General features: G+C 63.3%; 25 protein-coding genes. 11 read left to right on the forward strand and 14 right to left on the reverse strand.

Going from position 1 to position 24,822, the window contains the following annotated elements; all coding sequences use genetic code 11:
• Positions 1-92: 92 nt before the first annotated feature.
• The 4 genes from P3C39_RS05625 to P3C39_RS05640 all read right to left on the reverse strand — a co-directional run bounded on the left by P3C39_RS05625 (position 93) and on the right by P3C39_RS05640 (position 4,225).
• Positions 93-407, reverse strand: a complete 315-nt coding sequence (locus P3C39_RS05625; RefSeq protein ID WP_027039045.1) for an antibiotic biosynthesis monooxygenase — start codon at positions 405-407, stop codon at positions 93-95.
• A gap of 62 nt (positions 408-469) precedes the next feature.
• Complete coding sequence (locus P3C39_RS05630) at positions 470-1,486, reverse strand: TonB family protein (RefSeq protein WP_346016427.1); 1,017 nt, start codon at positions 1,484-1,486, stop codon at positions 470-472.
• Between the two features lie 91 nt (positions 1,487-1,577).
• On the reverse strand, positions 1,578-2,021 hold the full coding sequence (locus P3C39_RS05635; RefSeq protein ID WP_063172345.1) for a hypothetical protein: 444 nt from the start codon (positions 2,019-2,021) through the stop codon (positions 1,578-1,580).
• Between the two features lie 5 nt (positions 2,022-2,026).
• Entirely contained in the window at positions 2,027-4,225 is a 2,199-nt protein-coding gene (locus tag P3C39_RS05640; RefSeq protein ID WP_275952848.1) for a TonB-dependent hemoglobin/transferrin/lactoferrin family receptor, read from the reverse strand.
• Positions 4,226-4,423: 198 nt separating this feature from the next.
• On the opposite strand from P3C39_RS05640, the gene hemP reads away from it, so the two are divergent.
• Genes hemP through P3C39_RS05665 form a run of 5 tightly spaced genes read left to right on the forward strand, consistent with a single transcriptional unit; the run spans position 4,424 to position 8,542 of the window.
• Entirely contained in the window at positions 4,424-4,630 is a 207-nt protein-coding gene (gene hemP, locus P3C39_RS05645) for a hemin uptake protein HemP (RefSeq protein WP_063168168.1), read from the forward strand.
• Between the two features lie 23 nt (positions 4,631-4,653).
• Positions 4,654-5,715 (forward strand): hemin-degrading factor, encoded by a 1,062-nt coding sequence (locus tag P3C39_RS05650; protein ID WP_275952851.1) that lies wholly within the window; start codon positions 4,654-4,656, stop codon positions 5,713-5,715.
• An 11-nt stretch (positions 5,716-5,726) separates the two neighbouring features.
• Positions 5,727-6,635 (forward strand): hemin ABC transporter substrate-binding protein, encoded by a 909-nt coding sequence (locus P3C39_RS05655; RefSeq protein ID WP_275952853.1) that lies wholly within the window; start codon positions 5,727-5,729, stop codon positions 6,633-6,635.
• 11 nt (positions 6,636-6,646) lie between these two features.
• Positions 6,647-7,744 carry an iron ABC transporter permease gene (locus P3C39_RS05660; RefSeq protein ID WP_275952855.1) on the forward strand — a complete coding sequence of 366 codons (1,098 nt, stop codon included), beginning with the start codon at positions 6,647-6,649 and terminating at the stop codon, positions 7,742-7,744.
• A gap of 6 nt (positions 7,745-7,750) precedes the next feature.
• Positions 7,751-8,542: a heme ABC transporter ATP-binding protein gene (locus P3C39_RS05665; RefSeq protein ID WP_275952857.1), complete on the forward strand. Its 792-nt coding sequence runs from the start codon at positions 7,751-7,753 to the stop codon at positions 8,540-8,542.
• A gap of 124 nt (positions 8,543-8,666) precedes the next feature.
• Here P3C39_RS05665 and rirA read toward each other — a convergent pair whose 3' ends face one another.
• Positions 8,667-9,131 carry an iron-responsive transcriptional regulator RirA gene (rirA, locus tag P3C39_RS05670; RefSeq protein WP_013531245.1) on the reverse strand — a complete coding sequence of 155 codons (465 nt, stop codon included), beginning with the start codon at positions 9,129-9,131 and terminating at the stop codon, positions 8,667-8,669.
• Between the two features lie 276 nt (positions 9,132-9,407).
• On the opposite strand from rirA, the gene P3C39_RS05675 reads away from it, so the two are divergent.
• From P3C39_RS05675 to P3C39_RS05685, 3 genes are all read left to right on the forward strand, one after another.
• Positions 9,408-10,703 (forward strand): DUF445 domain-containing protein, encoded by a 1,296-nt coding sequence (locus P3C39_RS05675; protein ID WP_063168163.1) that lies wholly within the window; start codon positions 9,408-9,410, stop codon positions 10,701-10,703.
• A gap of 111 nt (positions 10,704-10,814) precedes the next feature.
• A complete protein-coding gene (locus tag P3C39_RS05680) occupies positions 10,815-11,243 on the forward strand; it encodes a phasin family protein (protein WP_013531247.1) in 429 nt (142 codons plus the stop codon).
• 190 nt (positions 11,244-11,433) lie between these two features.
• A complete protein-coding gene (locus P3C39_RS05685) occupies positions 11,434-11,931 on the forward strand; it encodes a MaoC family dehydratase (protein WP_013531248.1) in 498 nt (165 codons plus the stop codon).
• 38 nt (positions 11,932-11,969) lie between these two features.
• Here the strand turns inward: P3C39_RS05685 and P3C39_RS05690 are convergent, their stop codons facing one another.
• Positions 11,970-13,424, reverse strand: a complete 1,455-nt coding sequence (locus P3C39_RS05690) for an MFS transporter (protein ID WP_275952864.1) — start codon at positions 13,422-13,424, stop codon at positions 11,970-11,972.
• A gap of 128 nt (positions 13,425-13,552) precedes the next feature.
• On the opposite strand from P3C39_RS05690, the gene P3C39_RS05695 reads away from it, so the two are divergent.
• A complete protein-coding gene (locus P3C39_RS05695) occupies positions 13,553-14,446 on the forward strand; it encodes a LysR family transcriptional regulator (protein WP_013531250.1) in 894 nt (297 codons plus the stop codon).
• Positions 14,447-14,495: 49 nt separating this feature from the next.
• On the opposite strand, the gene cml is transcribed toward P3C39_RS05695, so the two are convergent.
• A complete protein-coding gene (cml, locus tag P3C39_RS05700) occupies positions 14,496-15,692 on the reverse strand; it encodes a CmlA/FloR family chloramphenicol efflux MFS transporter (protein WP_275952867.1) in 1,197 nt (398 codons plus the stop codon).
• Between the two features lie 234 nt (positions 15,693-15,926).
• The gene (locus P3C39_RS05705) at positions 15,927-17,330 is read right to left on the reverse strand and encodes a PLP-dependent aminotransferase family protein (protein ID WP_063172337.1); all 1,404 of its coding nucleotides are present in this window, start codon (positions 17,328-17,330) and stop codon (positions 15,927-15,929) included.
• Positions 17,331-17,434: 104 nt separating this feature from the next.
• Between P3C39_RS05705 and P3C39_RS05710 the strand changes: the two genes are divergently transcribed.
• Entirely contained in the window at positions 17,435-18,325 is an 891-nt protein-coding gene (locus P3C39_RS05710) for a DMT family transporter (RefSeq protein ID WP_275952870.1), read from the forward strand.
• Between the two features lie 18 nt (positions 18,326-18,343).
• Here the strand turns inward: P3C39_RS05710 and P3C39_RS05715 are convergent, their stop codons facing one another.
• The 4 genes from P3C39_RS05715 to P3C39_RS05730 all read right to left on the reverse strand — a co-directional run bounded on the left by P3C39_RS05715 (position 18,344) and on the right by P3C39_RS05730 (position 21,295).
• On the reverse strand, positions 18,344-19,384 hold the full coding sequence (locus P3C39_RS05715) for a zinc-dependent alcohol dehydrogenase family protein (RefSeq protein WP_275952872.1): 1,041 nt from the start codon (positions 19,382-19,384) through the stop codon (positions 18,344-18,346).
• Between the two features lie 196 nt (positions 19,385-19,580).
• The gene (locus P3C39_RS05720) at positions 19,581-19,955 is read right to left on the reverse strand and encodes a DUF4262 domain-containing protein (RefSeq protein ID WP_245268541.1); all 375 of its coding nucleotides are present in this window, start codon (positions 19,953-19,955) and stop codon (positions 19,581-19,583) included.
• Positions 19,945-20,595, reverse strand: coding sequence for a maleylacetoacetate isomerase (maiA, locus tag P3C39_RS05725; RefSeq protein ID WP_275952875.1), 651 nt, complete (start codon positions 20,593-20,595; stop codon positions 19,945-19,947). The genes P3C39_RS05720 and maiA overlap by 11 nt, the downstream gene beginning before the upstream one ends.
• A gap of 4 nt (positions 20,596-20,599) precedes the next feature.
• Positions 20,600-21,295 (reverse strand): fumarylacetoacetate hydrolase family protein, encoded by a 696-nt coding sequence (locus tag P3C39_RS05730; RefSeq protein ID WP_064994030.1) that lies wholly within the window; start codon positions 21,293-21,295, stop codon positions 20,600-20,602.
• A gap of 175 nt (positions 21,296-21,470) precedes the next feature.
• Between P3C39_RS05730 and P3C39_RS05735 the strand changes: the two genes are divergently transcribed.
• Positions 21,471-22,154, forward strand: a complete 684-nt coding sequence (locus P3C39_RS05735) for a response regulator transcription factor (RefSeq protein ID WP_027039066.1) — start codon at positions 21,471-21,473, stop codon at positions 22,152-22,154.
• 35 nt (positions 22,155-22,189) lie between these two features.
• On the opposite strand, the gene P3C39_RS05740 is transcribed toward P3C39_RS05735, so the two are convergent.
• Positions 22,190-23,530 (reverse strand): hybrid sensor histidine kinase/response regulator, encoded by a 1,341-nt coding sequence (locus P3C39_RS05740; protein ID WP_013531263.1) that lies wholly within the window; start codon positions 23,528-23,530, stop codon positions 22,190-22,192.
• 14 nt (positions 23,531-23,544) lie between these two features.
• Complete coding sequence (locus P3C39_RS05745) at positions 23,545-24,729, reverse strand: FIST signal transduction protein (RefSeq protein WP_050592709.1); 1,185 nt, start codon at positions 24,727-24,729, stop codon at positions 23,545-23,547.
• Between the last annotated feature and the right edge of the window lie 93 nt (positions 24,730-24,822).

A 24,822-nucleotide genomic window follows, 5' to 3' on the forward strand; every position in this document is an offset into this window, starting at 1 on the left:
TTCACCGTTTCGTGGAAACGGTGAATGGCTCTATCTCTTTCGGTTTATGCATGTCGTTGTCCCAAACCGGGACCACTTTTGGGCGACATGCATTACGCGCCTTCGACGACCGAAAAACCCTCGAACTGGGGGTGGCCGAGATAGTGGACCTTCGTCGTGCCGACATTCCTGTGGGCGGCGCGGAAATTCTCGGACTTGGTCCAGGCGATGAAATCATCGTGGCTCGCCCACACCGTGTGCGATGCAAACAGCGTGTAGCCTTCGGTCTCGTTGACCGGGCCTCGCAGCAGGTGGAATTCGCGGAACCCCTTCATCTCCGCAAGGCTGGAATCGCGGTTCTTCCACACGGCCTCGAAATCGTTCTCCGAGCCGGTCTGCACCTTGAAGCGGTTCATGGCGATGTACATGGTGGTTTCCTCTCACAGGGATGTTGATGATTTGCGGCCGCAGCGTTTTGTTCTGCGCACATTCAAAATGGGCCGATTTCGGTCTCGAACTCCAAACTTGCGCTTGCTGCCTGTGGTGGAATCGAAGGGAAGGGGGCTGCTTTGCGGATAATGCCAAGCGCCGCCTGATCGAAAGCCGCCGACCCTGAGGTCTCCAGGATGCGCAACTCATTTATGTTGCCCTTCCTGCCTATGACGAATTTAACAACCGCATTGTTGCGTGCCGCCAGTTGTAGGGACGGCGGCAGAGTGCGATTGACGCTGCCGAGCTTTCTAAAGACATCGCCGCGGTAGTTATCTTCCGCGGCAGTGCCTGCCTCGTTTTGCCTTTTGCCCTTGCTGGCCGCTTGCGCCGACAGGTCCTGGCCATCCGCCGTGCCGCGCTTTTCATCCGCCGTCTTTGACTGGGCAGCTGCCGGACTGGGCCTCGCGCTGGGGATCGGCGGCTGTTCTGGAACGGCGACAGGCGCCTCGGTGCTCCTGGGCTGAACGGTCGGCTGTGCCGGCGCTTCGGTCTTGGGAGCCACGCTCTGATCATCGGGGCGAGGGGCGCCGGCCACCAGTATGTCCGGGGTGACCGCCTGCGGTTTGACAGCTTCCGGCAAAGACTTGAGCGGCGGCTTTGCCGCTTCCGCGGCAGGTTGGGAGGCCTCCGTTGGCTGCGACGGCTTGGGCGGCGTTGCCGGCTGTGGTTTGGCCGGTTGCGGGCTGGGCACCAGTGCAACGTTTATTGCCGTCGGGTCCTTGTCCAGCGCGCTGCCGACCACGTTGGTGCCCGACTGATCACTGCCTTCCGGCTGCTCGGCATTCTGGGAACTCGAAATCCCCGAAGGCGAGATCAGAAAAGCCGCCGCCACGGCGGCATGGAGCGCGCAGGAGACGACGATCGCCGCCGTCCATTTGCGGTTCCAGGCCGATGGCCGCGGCAGCGCGAGCGGCTCGGTTGGCTCTATCGCCAGCTCGGCGCCGGCTTCGGGGAGGGGGCTGATATCCTGCATGTCTCGCCGCGAGACCTGCAGCGACAAGAGCAGAATTGTCAAATCAAGATCGTTCGCTCGCAGCGGCAGTCGGCAGTGGCCGGCAGCTGGCCACGCCGCTTTGTTTTGCAGGAATGCGGGATGCAGTCCCACCTCAGACGCCGAAGGCGATACCGGTCTTGGTGTCTGTCTTCAGCTTTCGCATGCAGGCGTTCGGTTCGACGCCGGTACCGGTGCATTCGGTCGCGCTGTTGATCAGCACGCGGCTGACTTTCGAGCACTCGGTGCCGGCCAGATCGAAACGCGTCACCTTGGTTTTGCCCGCCGGCAATTCCTTGAAATCGAGCACGGTCAGCCGGTCGACGACGCCTGCCTCGTTGAACAAGGCGATCTCGAAGGCAGCCTTGGACAGGTCGGCGCCGAGATTGTTGTTGACCACGAACGTCAGGCGGCAACCCTTGTCGGAAGGTTGCGCACCATTGAGTTCCAGGGTGAGCGCGGGGACCGGCGCGGACTCTTGCGCCCACGCCGGAACCATCGCAAGCGACATCGCCAGCATCGAGGTCAGCAGACGAAGGGGTGTCGTCAAGCTCGTCATGGCAATCAGCCTCCAAACCGCATCGTTGCCGCCAGCTTCAGCGTTATGCCGGGCTCGTAGGCCGCGAAAACCGGCTGCGGCGGCTGGCCGGCCGTGGTCAGGTTGAGCGGGTTGGCGTATTTGACATCGAACAGATTGTCGGCGCGGAAATCAATCTTCAAATTGTCCGTCGCCTGGTAGCTGGCAAAGGCATTGACCAGCGTGTAGTCCTCGGCGATCGGATTGCCCTTGGGCTTGCCATTGTATTGCACTTCGCCGCCGACGGTCAGCTTGTCCTCGAGGAAGCGCAAGCCGAGCTGCGCGGTGACCTGGGATGATGGGATCGTGGCGAGATCCGCTTCCACACCCTTGTAGGAAATGGTGTGACCATTGGTGATTGAAGCCGAGAGCCCGGCATAGCCCCATCCGGCATCATAGACGCCCTCCAGTTCGAAGCCGTCGATCTTGGCCTTGGCAAAATTCTGGTACTGGAAGCATATCGGGATACCGGGTCCGCTCGGGCAACCGGCTGTCGGGTCAAACCGCGACAGGGTAACGCCATCGATGTAATCTTCGACATCATTGTTGAAATACGCTGCCTTGATGCGCAGCGCATCGCCGGCTTCGAGGATGTCGTTCTGCTTGTAGTTGACGCCGAATTCGGTCGTCTTGCCGGTTTCCGGCCGCAGATTGGGATTGGGCAGGAACGGAAAGCTGACGCCTGCCGGATGATTGCCGCTGATCAGCGTCTCGGTGATCGATGGCGAGCGATAGCCCTCGGCATAGGTGCCATAAAACTGAAGGCCGGCAAGGCCTGCGGATTCGAACGGGGAGACGCCGACGGTGATGCGCGGCGATACCCTGTCGCCGGAAATGTCGTGGGTGTCATCTTTGAGGCTGTAGTTGTCGTAACGCAGCCCGGCGATGACTTCGAGCCACTCCCAGGTGAGCTTGTCCTGGACATAAGCGCCCGAAACGTTGCGCTTGCCCGAAGGCGTGTAGAAACTGTCGCCACCAGCCGCGCCGCCTGTCTTGACATTGTCGCCGGCCCAGTCGCCGCCATATGTCAGCTCGTGCGCGATCCCACTCGTCTCGAACCGGGACGTGTTCCAGAGGTCGATGCTGGTCGTGCCGATGTCGAATGTCGACGTCGAGCCAGCCGGCAAGACAACGGGAAGGCCGGTGACCGGATCAAAGCGGTTTTGCGGGACAAGGCTGGTCAGATCGAGGTTGGTCTTGTTGTAGGAGGTGTTGATGTGGAGATCGAGCCAGCTCTTGTCCTCATCCGTGATGTTGTAGCGCGCCGTGAAGGTGTTCGACTTCAGGTCGACGTCATTGACCGGCGCACCGCCGCTGATCTCGTTCCAGCCATCGCTTGAGCCGACCCAGCCGAGCTTCAGTTCGCTGTTGTCGGTCGGGCGTATGCTGGTCTTGAGCAGTCCGCTCAGCACGTCGAAGCCGGTGCCCTTGACGGTGTCGCCGCCGCCATCCTTGTAGTCGTCATAGTCGCGGTAGACGATGTTGCCCAGCACGTCCCAATTCTCGTTAATGCGGTAGGCGCCGGATGCACTTGTGGTCCAGCCCTTGCCGTTGCTCTCATAGCGTCCCGTGACGGAACCGGCCCATGTCTCGTCAGGCTTGAGGAAATCCTCGGCATCCTTGGTGTCGAAGAAGACGACGCCGCCGATGGCGCCCGAGCCGTAGGTGTTGGCTACAGGACCACGGATAACATCCACGGATTTGACGAGTTCGGGGTCGATGTAGAAGGTCGACTGCGTGCCGTGGTCGGAGCGCTGGAAATTCTGTCGTGCGCCGTCGACGATGACTGCGACGCGACCGAAATCCTGCAGGCCGCGGATGTTGATGCTGGTGCTGACGCGCCTGGCGTCGGCCTGCGCCGCGACACCGGGCACGCCGAGCAGCATCTCATTGGGCGTCGTCGCCATGCGGCGGTCGAGCTGTTCCTGGCCGACATGGCTGGCCGATGCCAGCGATTCGATCGCCGTCTCGCCGGTGCGGCTGATGACGAGGATCTTGTCGAGCAGCGTTGCTCCCGCTGGTGCTGCCTTTTCCTCTTCAGCCTTCTTCGTTTGATCTGTCGGCTGCGCCGCCTGCTGGGCGTTGGCCAGTTGCGCCGATAAGGCAATCGCCGCCACACTTGCCAGCAATGCCGCCGCGCCGTTCGCCGCCGACCGGCCGCGCCATTCCCAAGTCACAAACCCCATGCCCCAACTCCAAAGTCCAGGTTTCATGCTGGCTGGCCCGGGGCTGGCTGGCATTTTTGATCGTCGCCGGCGTCTTAAATGTTGACTCATTTAATCCGGTATTGCACTGGCTAGTAAACATGATTATTAAAGTCAAGAAATGAATCGGATTACGCAACGCCTAGCCAGACGCCCGGCACAGGAAAGGGATCCATCCAGATGAACACCCACAATCCCAACGATTTTCGCTATCGCGTCCGCCGTCCCGACGATGCCTCCCCCCATTTCGACCGGGTTCCGCTGGCGGTACGAACCCTTTCCAGCAACACCCTGTTCCAGGGCGAGCACGAGATAGGCATCGAGCATCACGGTGCACTCTACCGGCTGAAAATCACCCGCCAGGGCAAGCTCATTCTCAACAAGTAAGACAAGGCAACAGGGACCGAGACATGGATCAGCGCGTAAAACCCGCCCCGCATGAAATCCGGCGGGCACGGACAGACAATCCGAAGACGCGCGAGCGTGATCTGGCTGCCCATCTCGGCATTTCGGAAGCCGAACTGGTCGCGGCGCATTGCGGCGACGGCGTCGTCCGCATCGAGCCGCGCGTCAACGATCTTCTGACCGGCCTCGAGGCCGTCGGCGAGGTCATGGCGCTGACCCGCAATGACAGCGCGGTGCACGAGAAGATCGGCGTCTATGACAAGGTCGTCACCGGCACCCACAATGCCATGGTGCTTGGCGAAAACATCGACTTGCGCATCTTCCCGAAGGTCTGGGCGCACGGCTTTGCCGTCGAGAAGCGCGACGGCGACGAAATCCGCCGCAGTCTCCAGTTCTTCGATGCGGCAGGCGAGGCCGTGCACAAGGTGCATCTGCGGCCGGCCTCCAGCCTCTATGCCTATCAGAAGCTGGTCGCCGCGCTCGAATCGTCCAACCAGGAACCGACGGTCGACATCTCGGGGCCACTCCCCGATGACGAGATCCATGGCGACGAAGCGGCCGCCAATCTCGACGATCTGCTTGACCGCTGGAGCCGGCTGACCGACGTGCACCAGTTCTTTGGTATGCTGAAGACGCTGAAACTAAGCCGCCGGCAGGCGGTGCGCCTGGTTGGGCAGGACTATGCCTGGCAGCTCGACAATGAGGCGGTCCGGGCCATGTTTCATCATGCCGCGGAGGGCGAGATGCCGATCATGTGCTTTGTGGGAAACCGCGGCTGCATCCAGATCCATTCCGGTCCGATCAAGTCGATCAAGCCGATGGGACCATGGATCAACGTGCTGGACGAAACCTTCCACCTGCATCTGCGCACCGACCACATCCACGAGGTCTGGGCCGTGCGCAAGCCGACCAAGGACGGTCATGTCACCTCGCTCGAGGTCTATGACGCCGACGGCAAGATGATCATCCAGTTCTTCGGCAAGCGTCATGAAGGCGAAAGCGAGCGGGACGACTGGCGCTTCCTGGCGGAAAACCTGCCGCGCATCCCAAGCCCGACCGCAGCCTGAGAAAAAATGCTATGAGTGTTTTCCCAAGATTGTCGGCTGTGCGCGAATTTATTTTGGGGCCGGTGATCGGTCTCTCCATGGCTGCTATCGCACTGCAACCCGCCAGCGCCGCGGATGGCACGGCCGTGTTTGCCGATCCTTCAAAGATCGTGGCCATTGGCGGCTCGATCACCGAGATCGTCTATGCTCTCGGCCAGGAAAAGCATCTGGTGGCACGCGATTCCACCAGCCGGTTCCCAAAGGCGGCGCTTGAGCTGCCCGATGTCGGCTATATGCGCGCGCTGTCGCCGGAGGGTGTGCTGTCGGTCGACCCGACCGGCATCCTGGCGCTGCATGGCAGCGGCCCCAAGGAAGCAGTCGATGTCTTGAAGAAGACGAGCGTGCCGTTCATCGAGGTGCCCGAGCACTACAGCCACGAAGGCATTCTCGAGAAGGTCCGCATCGTCGGCAAGGCGCTCGGCGTCGACGCCAAGGCCGAGGTGCTGGCCAAGGAGCTCGATACCAAGCTCACGGCCGCCGAGAAGCAGACGGCTTCGATCAAGGAGCGCAAGCGCATCCTGTTCGTGCTGTCGATACAGGGTGGCAAGATTCTGGCGGCCGGCAGCGAGACCGCCGCCGACGGCATGGTCAAGCTGGCCGGCGGCGTCAACGCGGTCGAGGGCTTTTCCGGCTACAAGCAGATGTCCGACGAGGCGATCATAACCGCCAGGCCTGACGTGATCCTGATGATGAGCAATGCCGGGCCTACGGTTTCGGACAACGAACTGTTCGGCAATCCGTCGATCGCCTCCACGCCGGCCGGAACGGCGCACAAGCTGATCCGCATCGACGGCGCCTATCTGCTCGGCTTCGGGCCGCGCACGGCTGATGCCATCCACGACCTCGCTGTCTCGCTTTATGGCGGGCAGGTCACGGACTGAGCAGGCAGATCATGGTCGATCAATCGATCGCCGGCCCGGTGATGGCAAGCGTATCCGAAGGCGACCGGTCGGGCCGCGCCCGCATCGTCATCCTTCTGCTGTGCCTGGGGCTCGCGGCTGCCGTTTTTCTGTCGCTGACATCGGGGGCTTCGGACGCATCGGTCGCCAACGTCATCGGGGGCCGGCTGTTCGGCGCAGTGCCTGACGACGCCGCGTTGAGCGCCCGCGACAGCCTGATCGTCTATGACATCCGCCTGCCGCGCGTCATCCTCGGCATGCTGGTCGGCGCGGCGCTCGCCGTCTCCGGCGCGGTCATGCAGGGGCTGTTCCGCAATCCGCTGGCGGACCCCGGCCTGATCGGCGTCTCGGCCGGCTCCAGCCTCGGCGCGGTTGCCGTCATCGTGCTCGGCGCGACGATATTGGCTCCGGTGACAGTCTTGCTCGGCACGCTTGCCCTGCCGCTGGCGGCCTTCTGTGTCGGGCTCGCCACCACGCTGATGCTCTATCAGGTCGCGACGCGGCGGGGGCAAACCTCGGTTGCCACAATGCTGCTCGCCGGCATCGCGCTGGCGGCGCTCGCCATGGCGCTGACCGGCATCCTTATCTTCATGGCCGACGATCGCCAGTTGCGCGACCTGACCTTCTGGCAACTCGGATCGCTCGGTGGTGCGACCTGGGCGAAGATCGCGTCGGTAGGGCCGATCATCGTCCTGGCGCTGGCGGCGATGCCGTTCCTGGCACGCGGCCTCAACGCGCTGGCGCTTGGCGAGGCGACCGCCGGCCATCTCGGCATTCCGGTGCAGCGGCTGAAATACACGGCCATCGTCGGCGTCTCCGCCGCGGTCGGCGCATCCGTCGCCGTCAGCGGCGGCATCGGCTTCGTCGGCATCGTGGTGCCGCATCTGCTGCGCCTGCTGATTGGTCCGGACAATCGCTATCTGCTGCCGGCGTCGGCGCTGCTCGGCGCCTCGCTGCTGCTTCTGGCCGATGCGGTCGCACGCACCATCGTTGCGCCGGCCGAACTGCCGATAGGCATCGTCACCGCGATAGCGGGCGCGCCGTTCTTCCTTTGGATCCTGCTGCGCAAGCGCGGCGTGGTTGATTTGTGAGGCTTGATGATCGAGGCAAAGGATGTTTCGGTTGATATCGCCGGCAAGCCTATCGTCAGTGGTGTCGATTTCCACGCGCGGCCCGGCGAGATCGCCGCCGTCGTCGGCCCCAATGGTTCGGGCAAGACGACCTTCCTCAAAGCGCTCTCCGGCGAGCTCGCCTATACCGGCCGCGTTGCCCTCAACGGCCGAGATCTCTCGACGATGAAGCCGGCCGAGGCAGCCGTCCATCGCGCGGTGCTGCCGCAGGCGACGACGCTGTCGTTCCCGTTCACCGCGCGGGAAGTGGTCAAGCTTGGTCTTGTCGGCGGCCGTTCGGGCGCCTTGCCGGGCGAGGATGCGCGGCTGCCGGAACGGGCGCTGGCGCGTGTCGATCTCGACGGCTTTGCCGGCCGTTTCTACCAGGAGCTTTCGGGCGGGGAGCAACAGCGCGTTCAGTTGGCGCGCGTGCTGTGCCAGGTCTGGGCGCCGGTGCTCGACGGCAAGCCGCGCTTTCTGTTCCTCGACGAGCCAGTGTCCAGCCTCGACATCAAGCACCAGCTGATCATCATGAACATTGCCCGCGACTTCGCCAGAAGGGGCGGTGGCGTGGTCGCCATCCTGCATGACCTCAATCTGACGGCCATGTATGCGGAGCGGATCTTCGTCATGCATCGCGGCCGGCTGGCCGCCGCCGGATCGCCGCGGGACGTGCTGAGCGATGATCTGATCGAGAAAGTGTTCGACTGCCGGCTCAAGGTCGGCGTGCTGCCGGCGGGCAATATGCCGTTCGTGCTGCCGCAGTCGGCGGTCTATTGATATTCAGGTGAGGCCGGGCCTGCGAATGGCGGTTTCCTGCGCTTCTCCCGCCAATTTGTCGAAGTCGGCGCCGCCCCTCATTGCCCTGCCGGGCATTTCTCTCCGCAGAACGGGGAGAAATACGCTAGGCAGCCGGGGCGCGGCGCTCCATCAGCATGTCGATGCCGAGCAGGTTGCGTACATTCGGCCGCGCCGCTACCAGATCGGCGATCGTATAGCGGGCGAGCACTGCGAAAAACGCATTCAGGGCCTCGCGCAGCGCCGAGTTCAGCGCGCAGCTGTCGACGAGCGGGCATTCGGCGGCATCGTTCTCGAAGCATTCGGCCATGGCGAAGCTCTCTTCCGTCACGCGCACGACATCGAACAGGCTGATGGCTTCGGCCGCCCGGCCAAGCTTGACGCCGCCATTCCTGCCACGCACGGTCTGGACGAGGCCGTGCTCGACCAGCGGCTGCAGGATCTTGAACAGGAAAAGCTCCGACACAGAATAGGCGGCCGCGATCTCGGGAATGCGGCTCAATCGGTCGTCATTTGCCGCGCAATACATCAAGATGCGCATGGCATAGTTGGTCTGGCGCGTAAGCCGCATATTGTCCTCACAAGGCACTGGGGCGGTGCAACCCACGCCAGATCTGGAAATTTTGCTGATGCGGCTTTGACCCGAAATTCCGGATTCGCCACATTGGCCCAGGCGGAATATGGCCTATACCTTGGAATAATTCCAGACTAGCTTGGCGCGATAGATGAATTTTCTCCTCAACTTTGTGTGCGCAGCCGGGCAAGATGCCGGGCGAAACCGGCTGTCGCGGGTATTTCGGCCGTCGGAACACTAGATAGGCTGAGATCGACGAGGAGCGGCTCACCCATGTCACAATCGGCTTCGCCCTTGACGCCGGTCCGTTTCGATGCCGAAGCGGATGCCAAGCTTTCCGCGTTGCGGCGGACGAAATTCCTCGCGGCGGCCGCGCTGGCGCTTTGCGTACTGGTGTTTGCGCTCGCCAAATCGTTCGAGCACATCCATGCGTGGCTCGGCTTCGTCGCTGCCTTTGCCGAGGCGGCGACCATCGGCGGCCTCGCCGACTGGTACGCGGTGGTGGCGCTGTTTCGAAGGCCGCTGGGGCTGCCGATCCCGCACACCGCCATTATCCCCGAGAACCAGAACCGCATCGCCGACAATCTCGGCCGCTTCATCGAGGTCAACTTCCTGGCGCCCGAACCGGTGCGTGAAAAGCTTGCCGAGGTCGATTTTTCGGCGCTGGTCGCCGATTGGCTGGCCGATACGGAGCGCGCCGCCGGCCTGTCGCGCTTCATCGTGCGGCTGGTGCCGCAGACGCTTGCGGCGATAGAGCAATCCGGCCTGCGCGGCTTCGTCACCAGCCGCATGCTCGAACAGATCGAAAAGGTGCCGCTGGCGCCGCTGGCCGCCGAACTGCTCTCGGCGCTTACCGATGATCGCCGCCATCAGAAATTGTTCGACGAGTTCACCAAGGTGATCGGGCGGTTCCTCAATGACGAAAAAGCGCTGGCAACGATGCGCGAAAAAATCCGCGAGGAACTGCCGTCGCTGTTCAACCTGTTCCGCGCCGACGCCTATCTCCTGAAGAAGATCGTCGCCTCGGCGGGCTCGCTGCTCGACGAAGTGAGGGCCGATCCCGACCACCCGCTGCGCGCCGAATTCGACAGCTTCGCCCAAGGCTTCATCGATAAGCTGAGGACATCGAAACAATACGCCAAACGGGCCGAAAAGCTGAAGCGCGACTTCCTGGGCCGGCCGGAGGTCAAGGGATTGGCCGGCGACATGTGGGCAAGCCTCAGCCAGTTCATCGAGCAGGATGCCAAGGCGCCGAATTCGGTCATCCGTGCGCACCTCGCCAATATGTTCGTCGAGGTCGGCCGGCATCTTGCCGGCGATGCGCAGATCCGGGCCGACATGAACCAGGGGTTCGTGGTGGCGCTGGCGTCGTTCGTGGAGAGCCAGAAGGCCGGCGTGTCGACATTCATCGCCGACCAGGTCAAACGCTGGGACCTCGCGCAACTGACGCGGCTGATCGAGATGAACATCGGCCGGGACCTGCAGTACATCCGCTTCAACGGCATGATCATCGGCGGCCTCGCCGGTGTCGTGCTCTATGTGGCCGAGCGGCTGTTCCTCGTGAATTGATGCGCGGCCAGACTGGCGCTCATTCCTCCGCGTCCGAATGGACTCACGGCACGCGAGTGTTATTCTCCATCCGAGGGTGCCCGCATCCGCGGCAAAGGGGAGCAAACAAGCATGGCAAAACAACCGGAATCCGATTCCTTCATGGACATGTTCGGCAGGTTCGGCCGCGACCTGAAGGTGCCGAATGTCGATGTCGAGGCGATCCTCGCCCATCATCGCAAGAACCTCGAAGCGCTGGAGAAATCGGCACGAGCCGGTGCCGCCGGCGCCACCTCGCTGTTGTCCCGGCAGCGCGAGATGCTGCAGGATACGCTGCGCGAGGTCACCGATATGGCGCAAAGCTACAGGGCGCCGGGCAATCCGCAGGAACTGATGGCCAAACAGACGGAGTTTGCCAGAAAGTCCTTCGAGGCCGCGTTGAAAAATGCCAGCGAAGTGGCTGAACTGGTCAAGAAATCCGGTGCCGAATCGGTCGACATCCTGCGCACCCGCATCAAGGAGGCGATGGAGGAAATCCGCGCCGGCTACGAGAAGAAGTAGCGGATGTGGCCGGGACCGGTTCATGGCTGCCGGCCGCCCTGAAGCCCGGAAAGCCCGAGTTGGCCTGCGACTGCGCCGGCGGCGTGGCACGATTGCGGCCGAGATCGACGGAACGGATTCGCGTAGAGCGAATTGACAGAGGCCGTCAGTTCGTGGTCCGGAGGCTCTGGAAGCGATCGGGAAACCAGGAATGAACGAAATACGGCCTAAAACGCCGCCTACCTACGAGCAGTTGAGGACGATGGCCGGGCTGGAACTCGGCGTGTCGGAGTGGACGACGGTCGACCAGAACCGCATCGATCAGTTCGCTGAATGCACCGGCGACCATCAATGGATTCATGTCGACCCTGAAAGGGCGCGGCGGCAAAGCCCGTTCCGCACGACGATCGCGCATGGCTATCTGACGCTGTCGATCATCGGCGCGCTGGCGCTCGGCATGGGCATCGTGCCCGAGAATACGCAGGCCGCCTTCAATTATGGCTTCGACAAAGTACGCTTCCTGGCGCCGGTCAGGGTCGGCGCCCGCATCAGACTGCGCATCACGCTGCTGTCCATGGAGGACAGGGGCCCAGGCCAGTATCTGATGAAGGCGGCCAACACGGTCGAGATCGAAGGCGAGGAAAAGCCTGCCTTGACGGCGGAAACGCTGGTCATGCTCTATGAACGCCGCAAGCGGGCAGGTGCCTGAGCCTGTTTGGAAATTCTATTCTCTGAGCGGTGTGCGCGTCACGAAGCCCTGGATTCTGCGCGGCCTGTGGCGCGGGCCGAGAGCAGTGCGAGGAACAGCGCAGCCAGCGCCAGCACCGTCGCCGTCTGAAAGGTGACCTGCATTCCCCGGGCGGCGGCCTCGGAACTCAGAAGACCAATGCCTTCGTGCCCTTCGGCCGATGCGACGGCGAATATGGCGCCCATCAACGAGGCGCCGGTGATGAGCCCGAGATTGCGCGAAAGGTTGAGCAGACCGGAGACGACGCCGCGCTGACCGGCGTCAACGCCAGTCATGACGGCTGCATTGTTCGACGTCTGGAACAGCGCGTAGCCGATGCAGGTGACGGTGATCGCAACGATATAGCCGGCAATGCCGAATCTGGTCATGGCGAGCGACAGCAGGAACGTGCCTGTCGTGAGGCTGAGCAGGCCTGCGACCATCATCCTATGAGCGCCGAAGCGGTCGGTCAGGCGTCCGGCCACCAGCGCCGACAAGGTCGAGACGAGCGGGCCGGTCGACAGCACCACACCCACCATTGCAGCATCCAGCCCGAGCCCGCGCGACAGGTAGAACGGAGCCACCACCAGCGTCGCCATCATCACCGTGGCGACGACGAGGCTCATGGCGAGACTGGCACTCAGCTGAAGATCGCGGAAGCTGGCAAGCCGGATCAAGGGGTTTTTCACTCTGGCCTGCGCGGCGGCGAAAAGAAAAACGCCGGTGCCGGCGGCGATCAGCAGGCCGATGTTGAGCGTGCCGAAATTACCTCTGCCCAGCGTCATCGCCAGCGCATAGGCGGCCAACGTCAGGGCCAGCAGGGCGGTGCCCACGACATCGAACGTGCCTCGGTCGAGCCGCGCGGTTTTATTGCGTGCCGGCAGGGCACGCCAGGCAAGAGCGAAGGTGAGCACTCCCAGCGGGACATTGACGAGGAAGATTGCCCGCCAGCCGAAGCCGGTGATCAAAAGGCCGCCGAGCGAGGGGCCAAGTGTCGTGCCGATCGCGGACATGGCGCCGAGCAGGCCCATGGCGCCGCCGATTCTGTCTTTGGTCACGGTTTCGGCGACGAAGGCCAGCGTCAGCGCCATCATCAGCGCTGCGCCAAGTCCCTGCACGGCGCGTGCGGCAATCAGTAGCCAGAGTGTCGGCGCCAGGCCGCAGAGCACCGATGCGGACGTGAACAGCGCGATGCCCCCAAGCAGCAACGGTCGGCGCCCGAACATGTCGGCCAGCCGGCCGGCGCTGACGATCAGTGTGGTGATCGCGAGGAGATAGGCCAGAACAACCCATTGCACGGCCTGGAACGTCGCGTCGAAATTCTGCATCAGCGACGGCAGCCCGACGCTGGCAATGCTGGTTCCCAGCGACGACAGCAGTGTGGCGAGCGACAGGCTTGCCAACGCCCAGCCGGTGGATTGCATCCGTGGTGGCGCCGATGTCAGCCCGTCCGGATTTTGCTCAGCGATTGCCACGGCGGTCTCCTTCCATCAGTCCCACAACCGGAACTGCTGGAGATCTAGTTCCTTGGCCAATGTGGCGGAAGGCGCAGCATTTGCATCTTATTCGTGCGTTTGGCGCCATATCATGTCATGATCTGCCGATGACATCACCCGATCTCAACTTACTGTTCGCTCTCGACGTCCTGCTGACCGAAGGCAGCGTGGCGCGCGCCGCCAGCCGCCTACGCCTCAGCCCTTCGGCGATGAGCCGCACGCTGGCGCGACTGCGCCAGGCGACGGGCGATCCGCTGCTGGTTCGCGCCGGTCGAGGCCTTGTGGCTACGCCGCGTGCGGAAGAACTGCGACAGCAGGTAGGCCGTGTCGTCCAGGATGCGGAGGCGATCCTGCGCCCTGCCACCTTGCTCGATCTCCCGAACCTGGACAGGGTCTTCACGCTGCGCACCAATGAGAGCTTCGTCGAAGAGTTCGCACCTCGTCTCGTTGCCCGTATCCAGGCCGATGCGCCCGGCGTGCGGCTGCGCTTTGCACCGAAGTCCGACCGGGACGTCATGTCGCTGCGCGACGCGGCGATCGATCTGGACATAGGCGTCGCTGGCGAGACCGGCCCGGAGGTGCGCATCCAGGCGTTGCTTCGCGACCGCTTCATCGGCGCTGTGCGAACGGGCCATCCCTTGACCGAGGGCGCGGTGACGCCTGAGCGCTATGCCGCAGGCCGACACATCAGCGTTTCACGGCGTGGCCGCGAGAAAGGGCCGATCGACGAGGCTTTGAACCGGCTCGGGCTGCGGCGGACCGTCGTGTGCATGGTTTCCGGTTTCTCGGCAGCCCTTGCCATGGCCCGCACATCAGACCTGATCGCCAGCGTTCCGGAGCGGCATACCGAGGGCGCACGCGCCGGCATGCGCAGTTTTCCCCTGCCGGTTGCCACCGCGGAAGTCACTATCTCCATGCTCTGGCATCCGCGCCTCGATGCCGATCCGGCGCAACGCTGGTTGCGCGACTGTGTGCGGGAGGTGTGTGCGGCGTCGCGCTGACAACGATGAGAAGCCTGAGCCAACCGCCCAGGCTTCTCATCTGTCCAGTCTATTCGGTTTGGCGTTTCTGCAAATGCCTCAGTGCGCTTAGTGTGAGCGTCGCCATGACCGAACAGTAGGCGACCAGCGGCCACGCCGTGTCTCCGCCGAGCAGGACGACGAACAACGTGCCGAGGATGCCGACGACAAGGCTCTGGATGCAGAAGTAGAGTGCGACTGCGGTTCCCGCGACATCGCCAAACGCCTCGAGTGCACCGTTTGCGGTGACTGAGACAGTGAAGACGATACCCACGGCAACGACCCACATCGGCAAGATAAATGTCGCGAAGGACGGCTGTGCGAACAGTTGCCCCACTGCCAATAGCGCCGCGCCGAACAGCAGCATCGCCATGCCCCTGATGGCACTGCCGGCGATGCCCCAGCTTGCAATGAACCTTCTGGCGAAGCGGGTGGTGACGATCATCACCAGCGCCGCGGTGGCGAAGGCTAGACTGAAGCCGAACTGTGAAAAGCCGGCCCGATCCATGAGCACCCGTGGCGCAGTCGAAAAGAACACGAAGAAGGCGCCCATGGCGGCACTGAATGCAAGCGTGTAGGTCCAAAAGGCAAGACTGGAGAGAATGGGTCGAAGCGCCATTCGCCTGGTATTGCCATTCGAGGGGCGGGTTTCGTGCCATTTCGGCCATGCATTGAGGGTAGCTGCCGTGGCCAGGACTCCGAGCGTCAGGAAGATCGCCCGCCAGCCGAAATTGCCGGCAATCAACGCACCGGCAACCGGCCCCAACGCCGGCACGAAAGCCAACATCGAGCTGAACAGGCCGTAAATGACGGCACTTTCGGGTCTTTGCGCATAGACGTCGCGAACCGTTGCGAAGGTTGCAACGAGAATGGCGGACGCACCAATGGCCTGCACGACGCGCAGGACGACGAAGACAGCGGCCAGCGAGGTGCTGGCGAGCAGAAAGGAAGCGCCTGAAAACAAAAGCGCGCCACCGATCAGCACCGGGCGCCTGCCGATCCTGTCGGAAATCGGGCCGAAGACGACTTGGCCGAGCCCAAGACAGATCATGTAGAGGCTCAGCGTCAGCTGGATGACATCAGGCGATGTCTCGAGGATCCCCGGCATCGCCGGGACAATCGGGAGGTAGATGTCCATGGCCAGCGAGGCCAGGATGTCGAAGGGCGCCATCAGCACCATGGCTGCTGGCAGGGAAGTGGTCCATGTCGGGTTTTTTGGAAAAGGCATGATTGAACATCCGCTCAAATGGCTACATTTGGCGGCGATCTGCCGTTCTCAATGAAGATGGGAAATGACGGGCCGCCGCAACAACGAAGTGCTGTTGCGGCCTACTTGTCTGCTGACTTGCGGGTTCCCATAAACGCTATCCCGGAAAATGACGGCGCAGACATTCTCTCGAGTGCGCTCGCGTTTCCCTAGCAGCCGAAGGTTGCCCAGGCAACAGGATCAGCTTGATGCGCGTCAACGCGCCATCGCCGCCTCGAGCACCCTGAAAATCCGCTCGTCCGCGCATTGGGCAACGTTGAAGCGCAGGAAACGGCCAGCCGTTCCGGACAGGCTGAATGCGTTGCCGGGCGCCAGCACGATGTTGTCGGCCAGCGAGCGGCGGGCGACTTCGGCCGCATCGACGCCGTCCGGCAGGCTGCACCACAGGAAGAGGCCAGCCGGCTGGTCGATCCACGGCGTGATGCCGATCGCTTTCAGGTGGGCGGCCGTCTCGCCCATGGCGCGCGCAAGCTTCGCGCGCAGCAAATCCATGTGCTTGCGGTAGCTGCCGTCCTTCAGCAACGTCAGCACCAGTTCGGCCGCGAGCCGGCCGCCGCCGAAGGTCGTGGCGATCTTGAGGTCGGTCAGGGGCTCGATCCAGTCGCGCGGTGCGGCGATGAAGCCGCAGCGAACCGATGCCGACAGTGTCTTGGAGAAGCTGCCGATATGGACAACGCGGTTGAGACCATCGAACGCCGCCAGCCTGGGGGCGGGCGCATGTTCGAAATCGGCGAAGATGTCGTCCTCGACAATGGTCAATTGCGATTGATCGGCGAGTTTCAGCAGCCGGTGCGCGGTGACTGGCGACAGCACCGCGCCGGTCGGATTGTGGATGGCGGAATTGGTGATGTAGAGGCGTGGCCGATGCTCGGCCAACGCCTGCGCGAACAGATCGATATCCGGCCCCGACGGCGTGTAGGGAACGCTGACGACCTTAGCCCGGTGAGCGCGCAACAGGGCGTGGAAGTTGAAGTAGCAGGGGTCGTCGACCAGCACGGTGTCGCCGGGCTCGATCAAGAACCGGCACAGGAGGTCGACGGCCTGCGTGCCTGATTCCGTCAGCATGATCTGCTCGGGCGAGGCCTCGATGCCATGCCCGGCCATGCGCCGCGCCAGCAATTGCCGCAGCGGTGGCAGGCCGAGCGGCGTGCCGTAATCGGCCAGTGCGACATCGTCGGCACGCGCCACCGTGCGCAGTGCCCGGCGCAGCCCTGCCTGTGGCATCCATGAAGCGGGCAGCCAGCCACAGCCGGGCTTCAGCATGTCATCGCCGGCCTCCAGGGACTGGCGCGAGATCCAGAGCGGATCGACGGCGCGGTCGAGGCGGGGGCCGATTTCGGCCAGCGACAGCGGCGCCAGCGATCCGGCGGCATAGAAGCCGGAGCCCGGCCGCGAGCGGATCGCGCCTTCGGCGGCGAGCCGCTCATAGGCTTCGACCACGGTGGATTTGGACACTCGCATGGATTTGGCAAAGGCGCGGATCGACGGCAATTGCCCTCCCGGCGTCAGGCTGCGCGCCGCGATCCGCTGGCGGATCGTCGCCATGACGCCTTCGACCAGCGTACCGCCGCTCTCGCTTCCTGTAGTCTGCTTGTCCATCCGTACTGCTCTGCTGACCATGACAGTTTTGCATAATTGTACCGCATTGTCTCTGGCGATACTACCGGCTCCGCCTGATACGGAGCCGACAAACGGAGCATACGATGGACAAGACCGCGAGTGGCTGGATGAATGGATTCATCGGTGTGTTGATCTTCAGCGGCTCGCTGCCGGCGACGCGGGTGGCGGTCAGGGAATTCGATCCGACATTCCTGACCTCGGCCCGAGCGGCGATTGCCGGACTGCTCGGCCTTGCGCTGCTGCTCCTGTTTCGGCAGAAACGCCCGGAGCGCGGCGATCTGCTGTCGCTGGTGATCGTGGCACTTGGCGTGGTTGTCGGCTTTCCCTTGCTGACCGCGCTGGCGCTCAAGCACGTCACCACGGCCCATTCCATTATCTTCGTCGGCCTGCTGCCGCTGGCCACTGCGATATTCGGGGTGCTGCGCGGCGGCGATCGGCCGCGCCCGGCGTTCTGGTTGTTTTCATGCATCGGCAGCGCGCTGGTCGCGGGCTTTGCGCTGACGCAGGGCGTGACTGCCTCGCCGGTCGGCGACGGTCTGATGCTGGCTGCCATCATCGCTTGCGGCCTCGGCTATGCCGAGGGCGCCGCGCTGTCGCGCAGGCTCGGCGGCTGGCAAGTGATCTGCTGGGCGCTGGTGCTGTCGCTGCCGGTCATGCTGGTGCTGACGCTGCTGACCATGCCGCCGTCGTTCGACGGCGTCGGCGTCAGTGCGTGGATGGGGCTTGCCTATGTCTCGCTGTTCAGCATGCTGATTGGCTTCGTGTTCTGGTATCGCGGCCTGGCGCAAGGCGGCATCGCCACGGTCGGACAGTTGCAGCTGCTGCAGCCATTCTTCGGACTGGCACTGGCAGCGACGCTGCTGCACGAACAGGTCAGTTCGTTGATGGTCGTCGTCACGCTTGGCGTCGTGCTTTGCGTCGTAGGCGCCAAGCGATTCGCGAAGCAGGAATTGCCACGACGCGCGATCGCCTGACGACGGTGCCGTCCTCGCCTAAAACTTCGTCACCACCCCAATACCAATGCCCTCGAAGCCGCCCATCGCCATCAGGGCCGCAGGCGCCTCGTCGAGGCTGATCCTCTTGCCGACCAGCAGTTCGGGCTTCAGCTTGCCGTTGCGGATCATGTCCATCATCGCCTGGTAGCGGTAGGCCTGCATGCCGTGGCTGCCGAGGATTTCGAGCTCGAAGGCGATCACCTTGTCCATCGGCACCTGCGGCCGGGCATGCTCGCCCAGCATCAGGCCGACCTGCACATGGCGGCCGCGCCGGCGCAGATTGGCGATCGAGTTGAACGAGGTGGTCGGGTGGCCGAGCGCGTCCATCGACATATGCGCGCCGCCATTGGTGATCTGCTTGACCGCCTTGACCACGTTCGGCGTCGCAGATGCATTGATGGTGGCGACGGCGCCGATCTTTTTGGCGAAATCCAGTTTCTCGTCGGTGAGATCGATGGCGATGACATTGGCGCCCATGGCGCTGGCAATCATAATCGCCGACAGGCCGACGCCGCCGCAGCCATGCACCGCGACCCATTCGCCCGGCTTCACCCGGCCCTGGTCGACAATGGCTCGAAACGAAGTGACGAAGCGGCAGCCGAGGCTGGCGGCGGTGGCGAATTCCATCTCGTCGGGCAGGCGCACAAGATTGGTGTCGGCATGTTCGATGGCGACATATTCGGCAAACGAGCCCCAGCCGGTGAAGCCAGGCTGTGTCTGGTGCTCGCAGACCTGGTGATTGCCCGAATTACACTCGAAGCAGCGGCCGCAGCCGACGGCGAACGGCACTGTGACGCGCTCGCCGGCCTTCCAGCGCGTGACCTGCTTGCCCGCGGCGACGACGATGCCGGCAAGTTCGTGGCCCGGCACGTGCGGCAGCGTGATGCCTTCGTCATGACCCATCCAGCCATGCCAGTCGCTGCGGCACAGACCGGTCGCCTCGACCTTGATGACGACGCCATCGGCTGCCGGCTTCGGATCAGGAACGGTCTGGATCCTCGGCGCTTCGCCGAATTTCTCGAAGACGACGGCTTTCATCGATAACTCCAAATAATTTCACGGACCACGCGCATCGAAGCGCGAAGATAGCCGATTCCTTGGCGCGGCGAGTCCGAAATTGATGCCGTCGATCAGGCCTGGGACGCGGGAGCCGTGTCGAGCAGCGGCTGCCAGGCTCGGAACCAGTCGTCGGCCTCGGCGTCCCATGGCCAGATGCCTTCAGTCGTCGGAAAAATCAGCTGCACGACACGGAAATCCGGGCCGTCGTAGAACCAGAGATCCAGCCGAAATGCTCGGGGTAGTGCTCGATATGAACAGCGCCGAACTGGCAGTCGAAGTCTTTGACGAAGCCCGACGTTCGCTGTCCTGGTTCGAAAACCTCGCCTGAGTGGACCCGTCTGCAATACTCGTTGATGATGGACTGCGAGATTTCAGGCCTCAGACCTATCACGACCAATTCTGGAGCCCCGAAATTGTGCTCGATACCGACTGAATAGGCGAAGGGCGCCAGGTCGCCTTCCTCCAGCACGTACAGGATATGGCAGCCATAGGCCTCGATGTCGGCAAGCGCCTTTACTTCCTCTGGATCGGTGGCTTCTCTATTCGGCATCGATCTGGTTCTGGGGCGCCGCTTTCTGGAAGGCCGGCAGCGCCATGCAGGCGGCGTTGATGCGCGCGATCGTCGGGTAGGGCGTCAGATCGACGCCAAAGCGGGCATTACTGGCAATCTGTGCGGCGAGGCAGATGTCAGCCAGACCCGGCGCGTCGCCATGGCAGAATGTTCCGGTCTCCGCCGACAAGGCCAGGATTTTTTCAAGCGGCTGAAAGCCCTCGTTCACCCAGTGGCGGAACCAGTTGGTGATGTCTTCGTCACCCGCGCCGAACAGCGTGCGCAGCGAGGTCAGCACGCGCAGATTGTTCACCGGGTGGATGTCGCAGGCGATCATCTGCGCCAGCATTCTGACCCGTGCCCGACCGGCCGCATCCCTCGGCAGCAGCGGTGGTTCCGGTTTGGTCTCGTCGAGGAACTCGATGATCGCCAGCGATTGCGTCAGCAGCGTGCCGTCGCCGAGGATCAGCGCCGGCACCAGCCCTTGCGGATTGACCGCGAGATAGGCTGGTTCCAGATGCTCGCCATGGCGCAAATGATGCGGGACGTAGTCGTAGCTCAGCCCCTTCATCTCCAGCGCGATCCGCACCCGATACGAGGTGGAGGAGCGGTAGTAGTTGTGCAGGACGAGTTCGCTCATGGCCTCACTTCGGCTGGCCGATGGTCACTTCGATGGTCCCGATGCCGTCGACGCCGCCGGTCATCGTGTCGCCGGGGCCAACCGCGCCGACGCCTGCTGGCGTACCGGTGAAGATCAGGTCGCCGGGCTCGAGCTCCATCGCCTCGCTGCAGATCGACACGATATCCGGTATCGGCCAGATCAGTTCGGCGAGGTCGGCATCCTGCCTGACCTTGCCGTTGACGGCGAGCCAGATGCGGCCCTTCTGTGGGTGGCCGGATTCGTGCGCTTGCACCAACGGGCTGCAAGGGGCGGAGCGGTCGAAGGCCTTCGACCAGTCCCAGGGCCGGGCGGCCTTCTTGGCCTCGTCCTGCAGGTCGCGGCGGGTGAGGTCGATGCCGACACCATAGCCCCAGACATGGTCCAGCGCCTTGTCGCGGGGAATGCGGAAGCCGGCTTTGCCGATCGCGGCCACCAGTTCGATCTCGTGGTGCAGATTGGCCGTCAGCGGCGGGTAGGGGATAGCGGTGCCGGAATCGACCACCGCGTCGGCCGGCTTGGTGAAGAAGAAGGGCGGATCACGCTCGTCATTGCCGAATTCGCGGGCATGCGCCGCGTAGTTGCGGCCGACGCAGTAGATACGGCGCACCGCAAAACGATCGGACGAGCCGGCAACGGCCACCGATGCGGTTGCGGGCAGGGGAAGGACGAATTCTGTCATCAAGGGTCTCTGCTTGGTTGCCGGAACATTCGACCGATTTGGGGGCCTGGACAAGGCGATTTGGTCGAGAAAGTGCCGGCGGCACTTTCCGCCGGAGATGGCGATATACTATTTGGCAATAATCTGGCCATGGTGGAGAGGTTATTCTAATCGCTCACGAACTGAAATGAACCCCATGACCGCAACCCACGATCGCGCCCGGTTCCTGATCATCGACGACCATCCGCTGTTTCGTGAGGCGCTGCACAGCGCCGTGCAGATGGCCTATCCGGAAGTCGACACGGTGGAGGCGCGCTCGATCACCGAGGCGCTCGATCTTCTGGCCGATGCCAAGCCGTTCGACCTCGCGCTTCTCGACCTCTCGATGCCCGACGTGCACGGTTTTGACGGCCTGCTGCAGCTCCGGACCCGCTATCCGCGCCTGCCGGTGGTGATCGTCTCTGGTTACGAGGAGCCGAAGATCATTTCCGAGGCGCTGTCCTATGGTGCCGCCGGCTTCATCCCGAAATCGGCGCGCAAGAGCGACCTCGCCGCCGCCATACGCTCGGTGATGGAAGGCGCGATCTATGTGCCGGAAACCTATGAGGGCCGCACGCCGGATGCCGAAAGCGTCGACCGCGCCGACATGGTGCAGCGCCTGTCGACACTGACGCCGCAACAGCTGCGCGTGCTGCAGATGCTGCGCCAGGGCCTGCTCAACAAGCAGATCGCCTATGAGCTGCAGGTGGGCGAGACCACGGTGAAGGCGCATGTCTCGGAAATCCTGCGCAAGCTCAATGTCTACAGCCGCACGCAGGCAGTGATCGAGGTGTCGAAACTGGACAATGCGGAGCTGTTTCGCGATCAGGCTGGGTTTTGAGCTTTTACCCTGCCGTTCAAGGGGAGGGTATGAAGCTAAGCCAGCAAATGCGCCAGCAGCGCCCTTAGTTGGGCCGGCTTCAGTGGCTTGCGCATCAGTTCGATGCCGCCGGAGCGGGCGGCTTTGGCGACCGCTTCCGAACTGTCGGCGGTGACGATCAGCGCCGGCACGGCGCGGCCGAGATAGTCGCGGACTTCGGCGATGGTCGTGGTGCCGAGATCGCCGCCGTCGAGATGCTGGTCGGCAATGACGATGTCGGGCACCCAGTCGGTGTCGCCAAGCATGTCTAGCGCATCGTCGGTCGAGGTCGCGGCCCGCACCAGGCATTGCCAGCGTTCGAGGAGGAAGGTCATGGCCTGCAGCACTTCGATATCGTTCTCGACCAGCAGCACCTTGGTGCCGAACAGGCCATAGCCGCGCGGCCGTTCCATATCGGCAACGCTGGCGATGGCATCGGCTGGCGCACCGATGCCGACGGGTACATCGATGTGGAAGATCGTGCCGCGTCCGACCTTCGACGAGAATGTCACGGGATGGCCGAGCGCGCTGGCCATGCGGCGCACGATGGCGAGCCCGAGCCCGAGACCGCCACCGTCCAGTTCGGCATTGGCCGGCGAGGTGCCGCGGTGGAACTCCTCGAACACCGCCTCGCGCTGGTCGTCGGGAATGCCGCAGCCCGTGTCGGCGACGTCGATGCGGATGGTGTCGCCGCGATGCCTGGTGCCGACAAGCACGCCGCCCGAGCGTGTATAGCCCAGCGCGTTGGAGAGAATGTTCTGCAGGATACGGCGCAGCAGCGTGCGGTCGGAGCGGACCACGGCATGGACCGGCCGGAATTTCAGCGACAGGCCTTTCATCTCCGCCACCGGCAGGAAATCCGAGCGGAGCGACGAGAACAGCGCCTCCAGGCTGACGTCGCTTATGTCGGGCTGCACCACGCCGGCATCGAGCTTGGAGATGTCGAGCAGGGTTCGCAGCAGGTCCTCCATCGTCTCCAGCGAGCGCTCGACCTGCCGCACCAGTTTCTTGCCCTCGTCGCTGGTCTGAACTTCGGCGAGCGCCGAAACCGAAAGGTGGGCGGCATTCAGCGGCTGCAGCACGTCGTGACTGGCAGCGGCGAGGAAACGGGTTTTTGACAGGTTCGCAAGTTCGGCGTTTTCCTTGGCGGCACTGAGGTCAATGTTCGACTGCTCCAGCCGCCGCAAGGTCGAGTGAAGTTCCTCGGTACGTGTACGCACCCGGTTTTCCAGCGAGATCGTGGTCTGGAACAGCGAAAAGGCGTTGCCTTGCTGGTCCATCGAGCGCTCGACGCGGCTGACCAGTGCCGCGTTGATCTTCTTCAGCTTTTCAAGATCGTTTATGTCCCTCAGCGGCATCTTGTTGCGCCGTCCTATTCCGCCGCCTGGCGCTCGCCGAAGGCGATGCCGGTGAAAGTCTGGTTCAGATGCATCGACCGGTACTGTTCGCCATAGGTGCCGAAGCCGATGACATTGTTGACCCGGTAGAGTTCCGAGATCTCGCGAAACACCTGCCGATTGCGTGCGTCCAGCCGGCGCAGCACGCAGTCGAAGCCGAGGATCATGTCGATGCCGCCAAGCCTCTCCTCGACGTCGCGCAGGGCGGCGCGCGTCGATTCCACCATGTCCTTGGGCTGAGCGATCGACAGCACGACGCCATCGTCTATGGCGCAGAAGAACGACAGCGAGCCGTCGGCATGCATCTTCTGGATCGACCGGCAATAATATTGTCCGCCCACCTTCACCACCACGGGATGCGAGGCGAAGCTCAGTGGCGTCAGCATCTGCGCGACGATACCGACGGACGCGGCGTATTCCTGCGCCGCATTGGTGGCGTTGAACTCGCGCACGATGCGGTGATCTGGATCGGAAGCCGTCACCACCAGTTTCTCATCGGTGGGAACGAAATTGTCGGTCTTGAAGACATGGAAGGGAATTTCGGTCGATATCAGCACGATGATGGCGCTGTCGGAGGTGACCTTGCCGTTCGAGATCAGGCGCGTCGTCTCGAATTTCAGATCGTCGCCGGCGGAGCCGCCAAGCAGCGGAATGTCATCGAGACCCCAGTGGATGGCTGAACTCACCGCTTCTTCGGCATAGGAGAGCCCGTCGATGAAGCAGAGCGCGAAAGTGCCTTTGGTCCGATCGCAACCGAGGCGCGCGCGCAGCGATCGCCGCAGGGTCTCGACCTCGCCGGTGATCCTGTCCATACCCGACGAGGACAGATTTTCGACCATCACGCTGACGGCGGTAAACGCGGTGGACGGAAGCAGCATGGCCAGCACATGACCATCCTCGAGACCTTGCGGCGTGATCTCGCCGGCAGTCGAGCAGCCGGCGTGGTGGAGCGCCGGCGCGTGGGTCATGAGCGCCTGGGAAAGGGCGCTGGCTTCGACCAGGCTCTGGGAAAAGAACAGCAGGGCAAAGCCCGCGTCGATGGCGGCTGCTTCCAGTGCGATCGCCTTGGCGAACGCCTCCATGTCGGGCTCGTCCGTGGTGAGCGCCGACAGGCCGCATGCATAGCGCGTCTGTGAATTGGCCAGCGATGTTCTCCGCATTTCCTCCGACGCTTTTTTGTGCGCGGCTGTTTTAAATGCTTCTGGCGCGCGGGCGTCGACCGACATTGTTGCCTTCAATCGGCGGTTTGGCAA

This window comes from Mesorhizobium sp. XAP4, assembly GCF_029269325.1.
Classification (GTDB): domain Bacteria; phylum Pseudomonadota; class Alphaproteobacteria; order Rhizobiales; family Rhizobiaceae; genus Mesorhizobium; species Mesorhizobium ciceri.

What these genes read in the sequence shown, in the direction of transcription:
- P3C39_RS05625 (WP_027039045.1), bottom strand. Translation starts at nt 407, where the DNA reads ATGTACATCGCCATGAACCGCTTCAAGGTGCAGACCGGCTCGGAGAAC.
- P3C39_RS05635 (WP_063172345.1), bottom strand. Translation starts at nt 2,021, where the DNA reads ATGACGAGCTTGACGACACCCCTTCGTCTGCTGACCTCGATGCTGGCG.
- P3C39_RS05640 (WP_275952848.1), bottom strand. Translation starts at nt 4,225, where the DNA reads ATGGGGTTTGTGACTTGGGAATGGCGCGGCCGGTCGGCGGCGAACGGC.
- hemP (WP_063168168.1), top strand. Translation starts at nt 4,424, where the DNA reads ATGAACACCCACAATCCCAACGATTTTCGCTATCGCGTCCGCCGTCCC.
- P3C39_RS05650 (WP_275952851.1), top strand. Translation starts at nt 4,654, where the DNA reads ATGGATCAGCGCGTAAAACCCGCCCCGCATGAAATCCGGCGGGCACGG.
- P3C39_RS05655 (WP_275952853.1), top strand. Translation starts at nt 5,727, where the DNA reads ATGAGTGTTTTCCCAAGATTGTCGGCTGTGCGCGAATTTATTTTGGGG.
- P3C39_RS05660 (WP_275952855.1), top strand. Translation starts at nt 6,647, where the DNA reads ATGGTCGATCAATCGATCGCCGGCCCGGTGATGGCAAGCGTATCCGAA.
- P3C39_RS05665 (WP_275952857.1), top strand. Translation starts at nt 7,751, where the DNA reads ATGATCGAGGCAAAGGATGTTTCGGTTGATATCGCCGGCAAGCCTATC.
- rirA (WP_013531245.1), bottom strand. Translation starts at nt 9,131, where the DNA reads ATGCGGCTTACGCGCCAGACCAACTATGCCATGCGCATCTTGATGTAT.
- P3C39_RS05675 (WP_063168163.1), top strand. Translation starts at nt 9,408, where the DNA reads ATGTCACAATCGGCTTCGCCCTTGACGCCGGTCCGTTTCGATGCCGAA.
- P3C39_RS05680 (WP_013531247.1), top strand. Translation starts at nt 10,815, where the DNA reads ATGGCAAAACAACCGGAATCCGATTCCTTCATGGACATGTTCGGCAGG.
- P3C39_RS05685 (WP_013531248.1), top strand. Translation starts at nt 11,434, where the DNA reads ATGAACGAAATACGGCCTAAAACGCCGCCTACCTACGAGCAGTTGAGG.
- P3C39_RS05695 (WP_013531250.1), top strand. Translation starts at nt 13,553, where the DNA reads ATGACATCACCCGATCTCAACTTACTGTTCGCTCTCGACGTCCTGCTG.
- cml (WP_275952867.1), bottom strand. Translation starts at nt 15,692, where the DNA reads ATGCCTTTTCCAAAAAACCCGACATGGACCACTTCCCTGCCAGCAGCC.
- P3C39_RS05705 (WP_063172337.1), bottom strand. Translation starts at nt 17,330, where the DNA reads ATGGACAAGCAGACTACAGGAAGCGAGAGCGGCGGTACGCTGGTCGAA.
- P3C39_RS05710 (WP_275952870.1), top strand. Translation starts at nt 17,435, where the DNA reads ATGGACAAGACCGCGAGTGGCTGGATGAATGGATTCATCGGTGTGTTG.
- P3C39_RS05715 (WP_275952872.1), bottom strand. Translation starts at nt 19,384, where the DNA reads ATGAAAGCCGTCGTCTTCGAGAAATTCGGCGAAGCGCCGAGGATCCAG.
- P3C39_RS05720 (WP_245268541.1), bottom strand. Translation starts at nt 19,955, where the DNA reads ATGCCGAATAGAGAAGCCACCGATCCAGAGGAAGTAAAGGCGCTTGCC.
- maiA (WP_275952875.1), bottom strand. Translation starts at nt 20,595, where the DNA reads ATGAGCGAACTCGTCCTGCACAACTACTACCGCTCCTCCACCTCGTAT.
- P3C39_RS05730 (WP_064994030.1), bottom strand. Translation starts at nt 21,295, where the DNA reads ATGACAGAATTCGTCCTTCCCCTGCCCGCAACCGCATCGGTGGCCGTT.
- P3C39_RS05735 (WP_027039066.1), top strand. Translation starts at nt 21,471, where the DNA reads ATGACCGCAACCCACGATCGCGCCCGGTTCCTGATCATCGACGACCAT.
- P3C39_RS05740 (WP_013531263.1), bottom strand. Translation starts at nt 23,530, where the DNA reads ATGCCGCTGAGGGACATAAACGATCTTGAAAAGCTGAAGAAGATCAAC.
- P3C39_RS05745 (WP_050592709.1), bottom strand. Translation starts at nt 24,729, where the DNA reads ATGCGGAGAACATCGCTGGCCAATTCACAGACGCGCTATGCATGCGGC.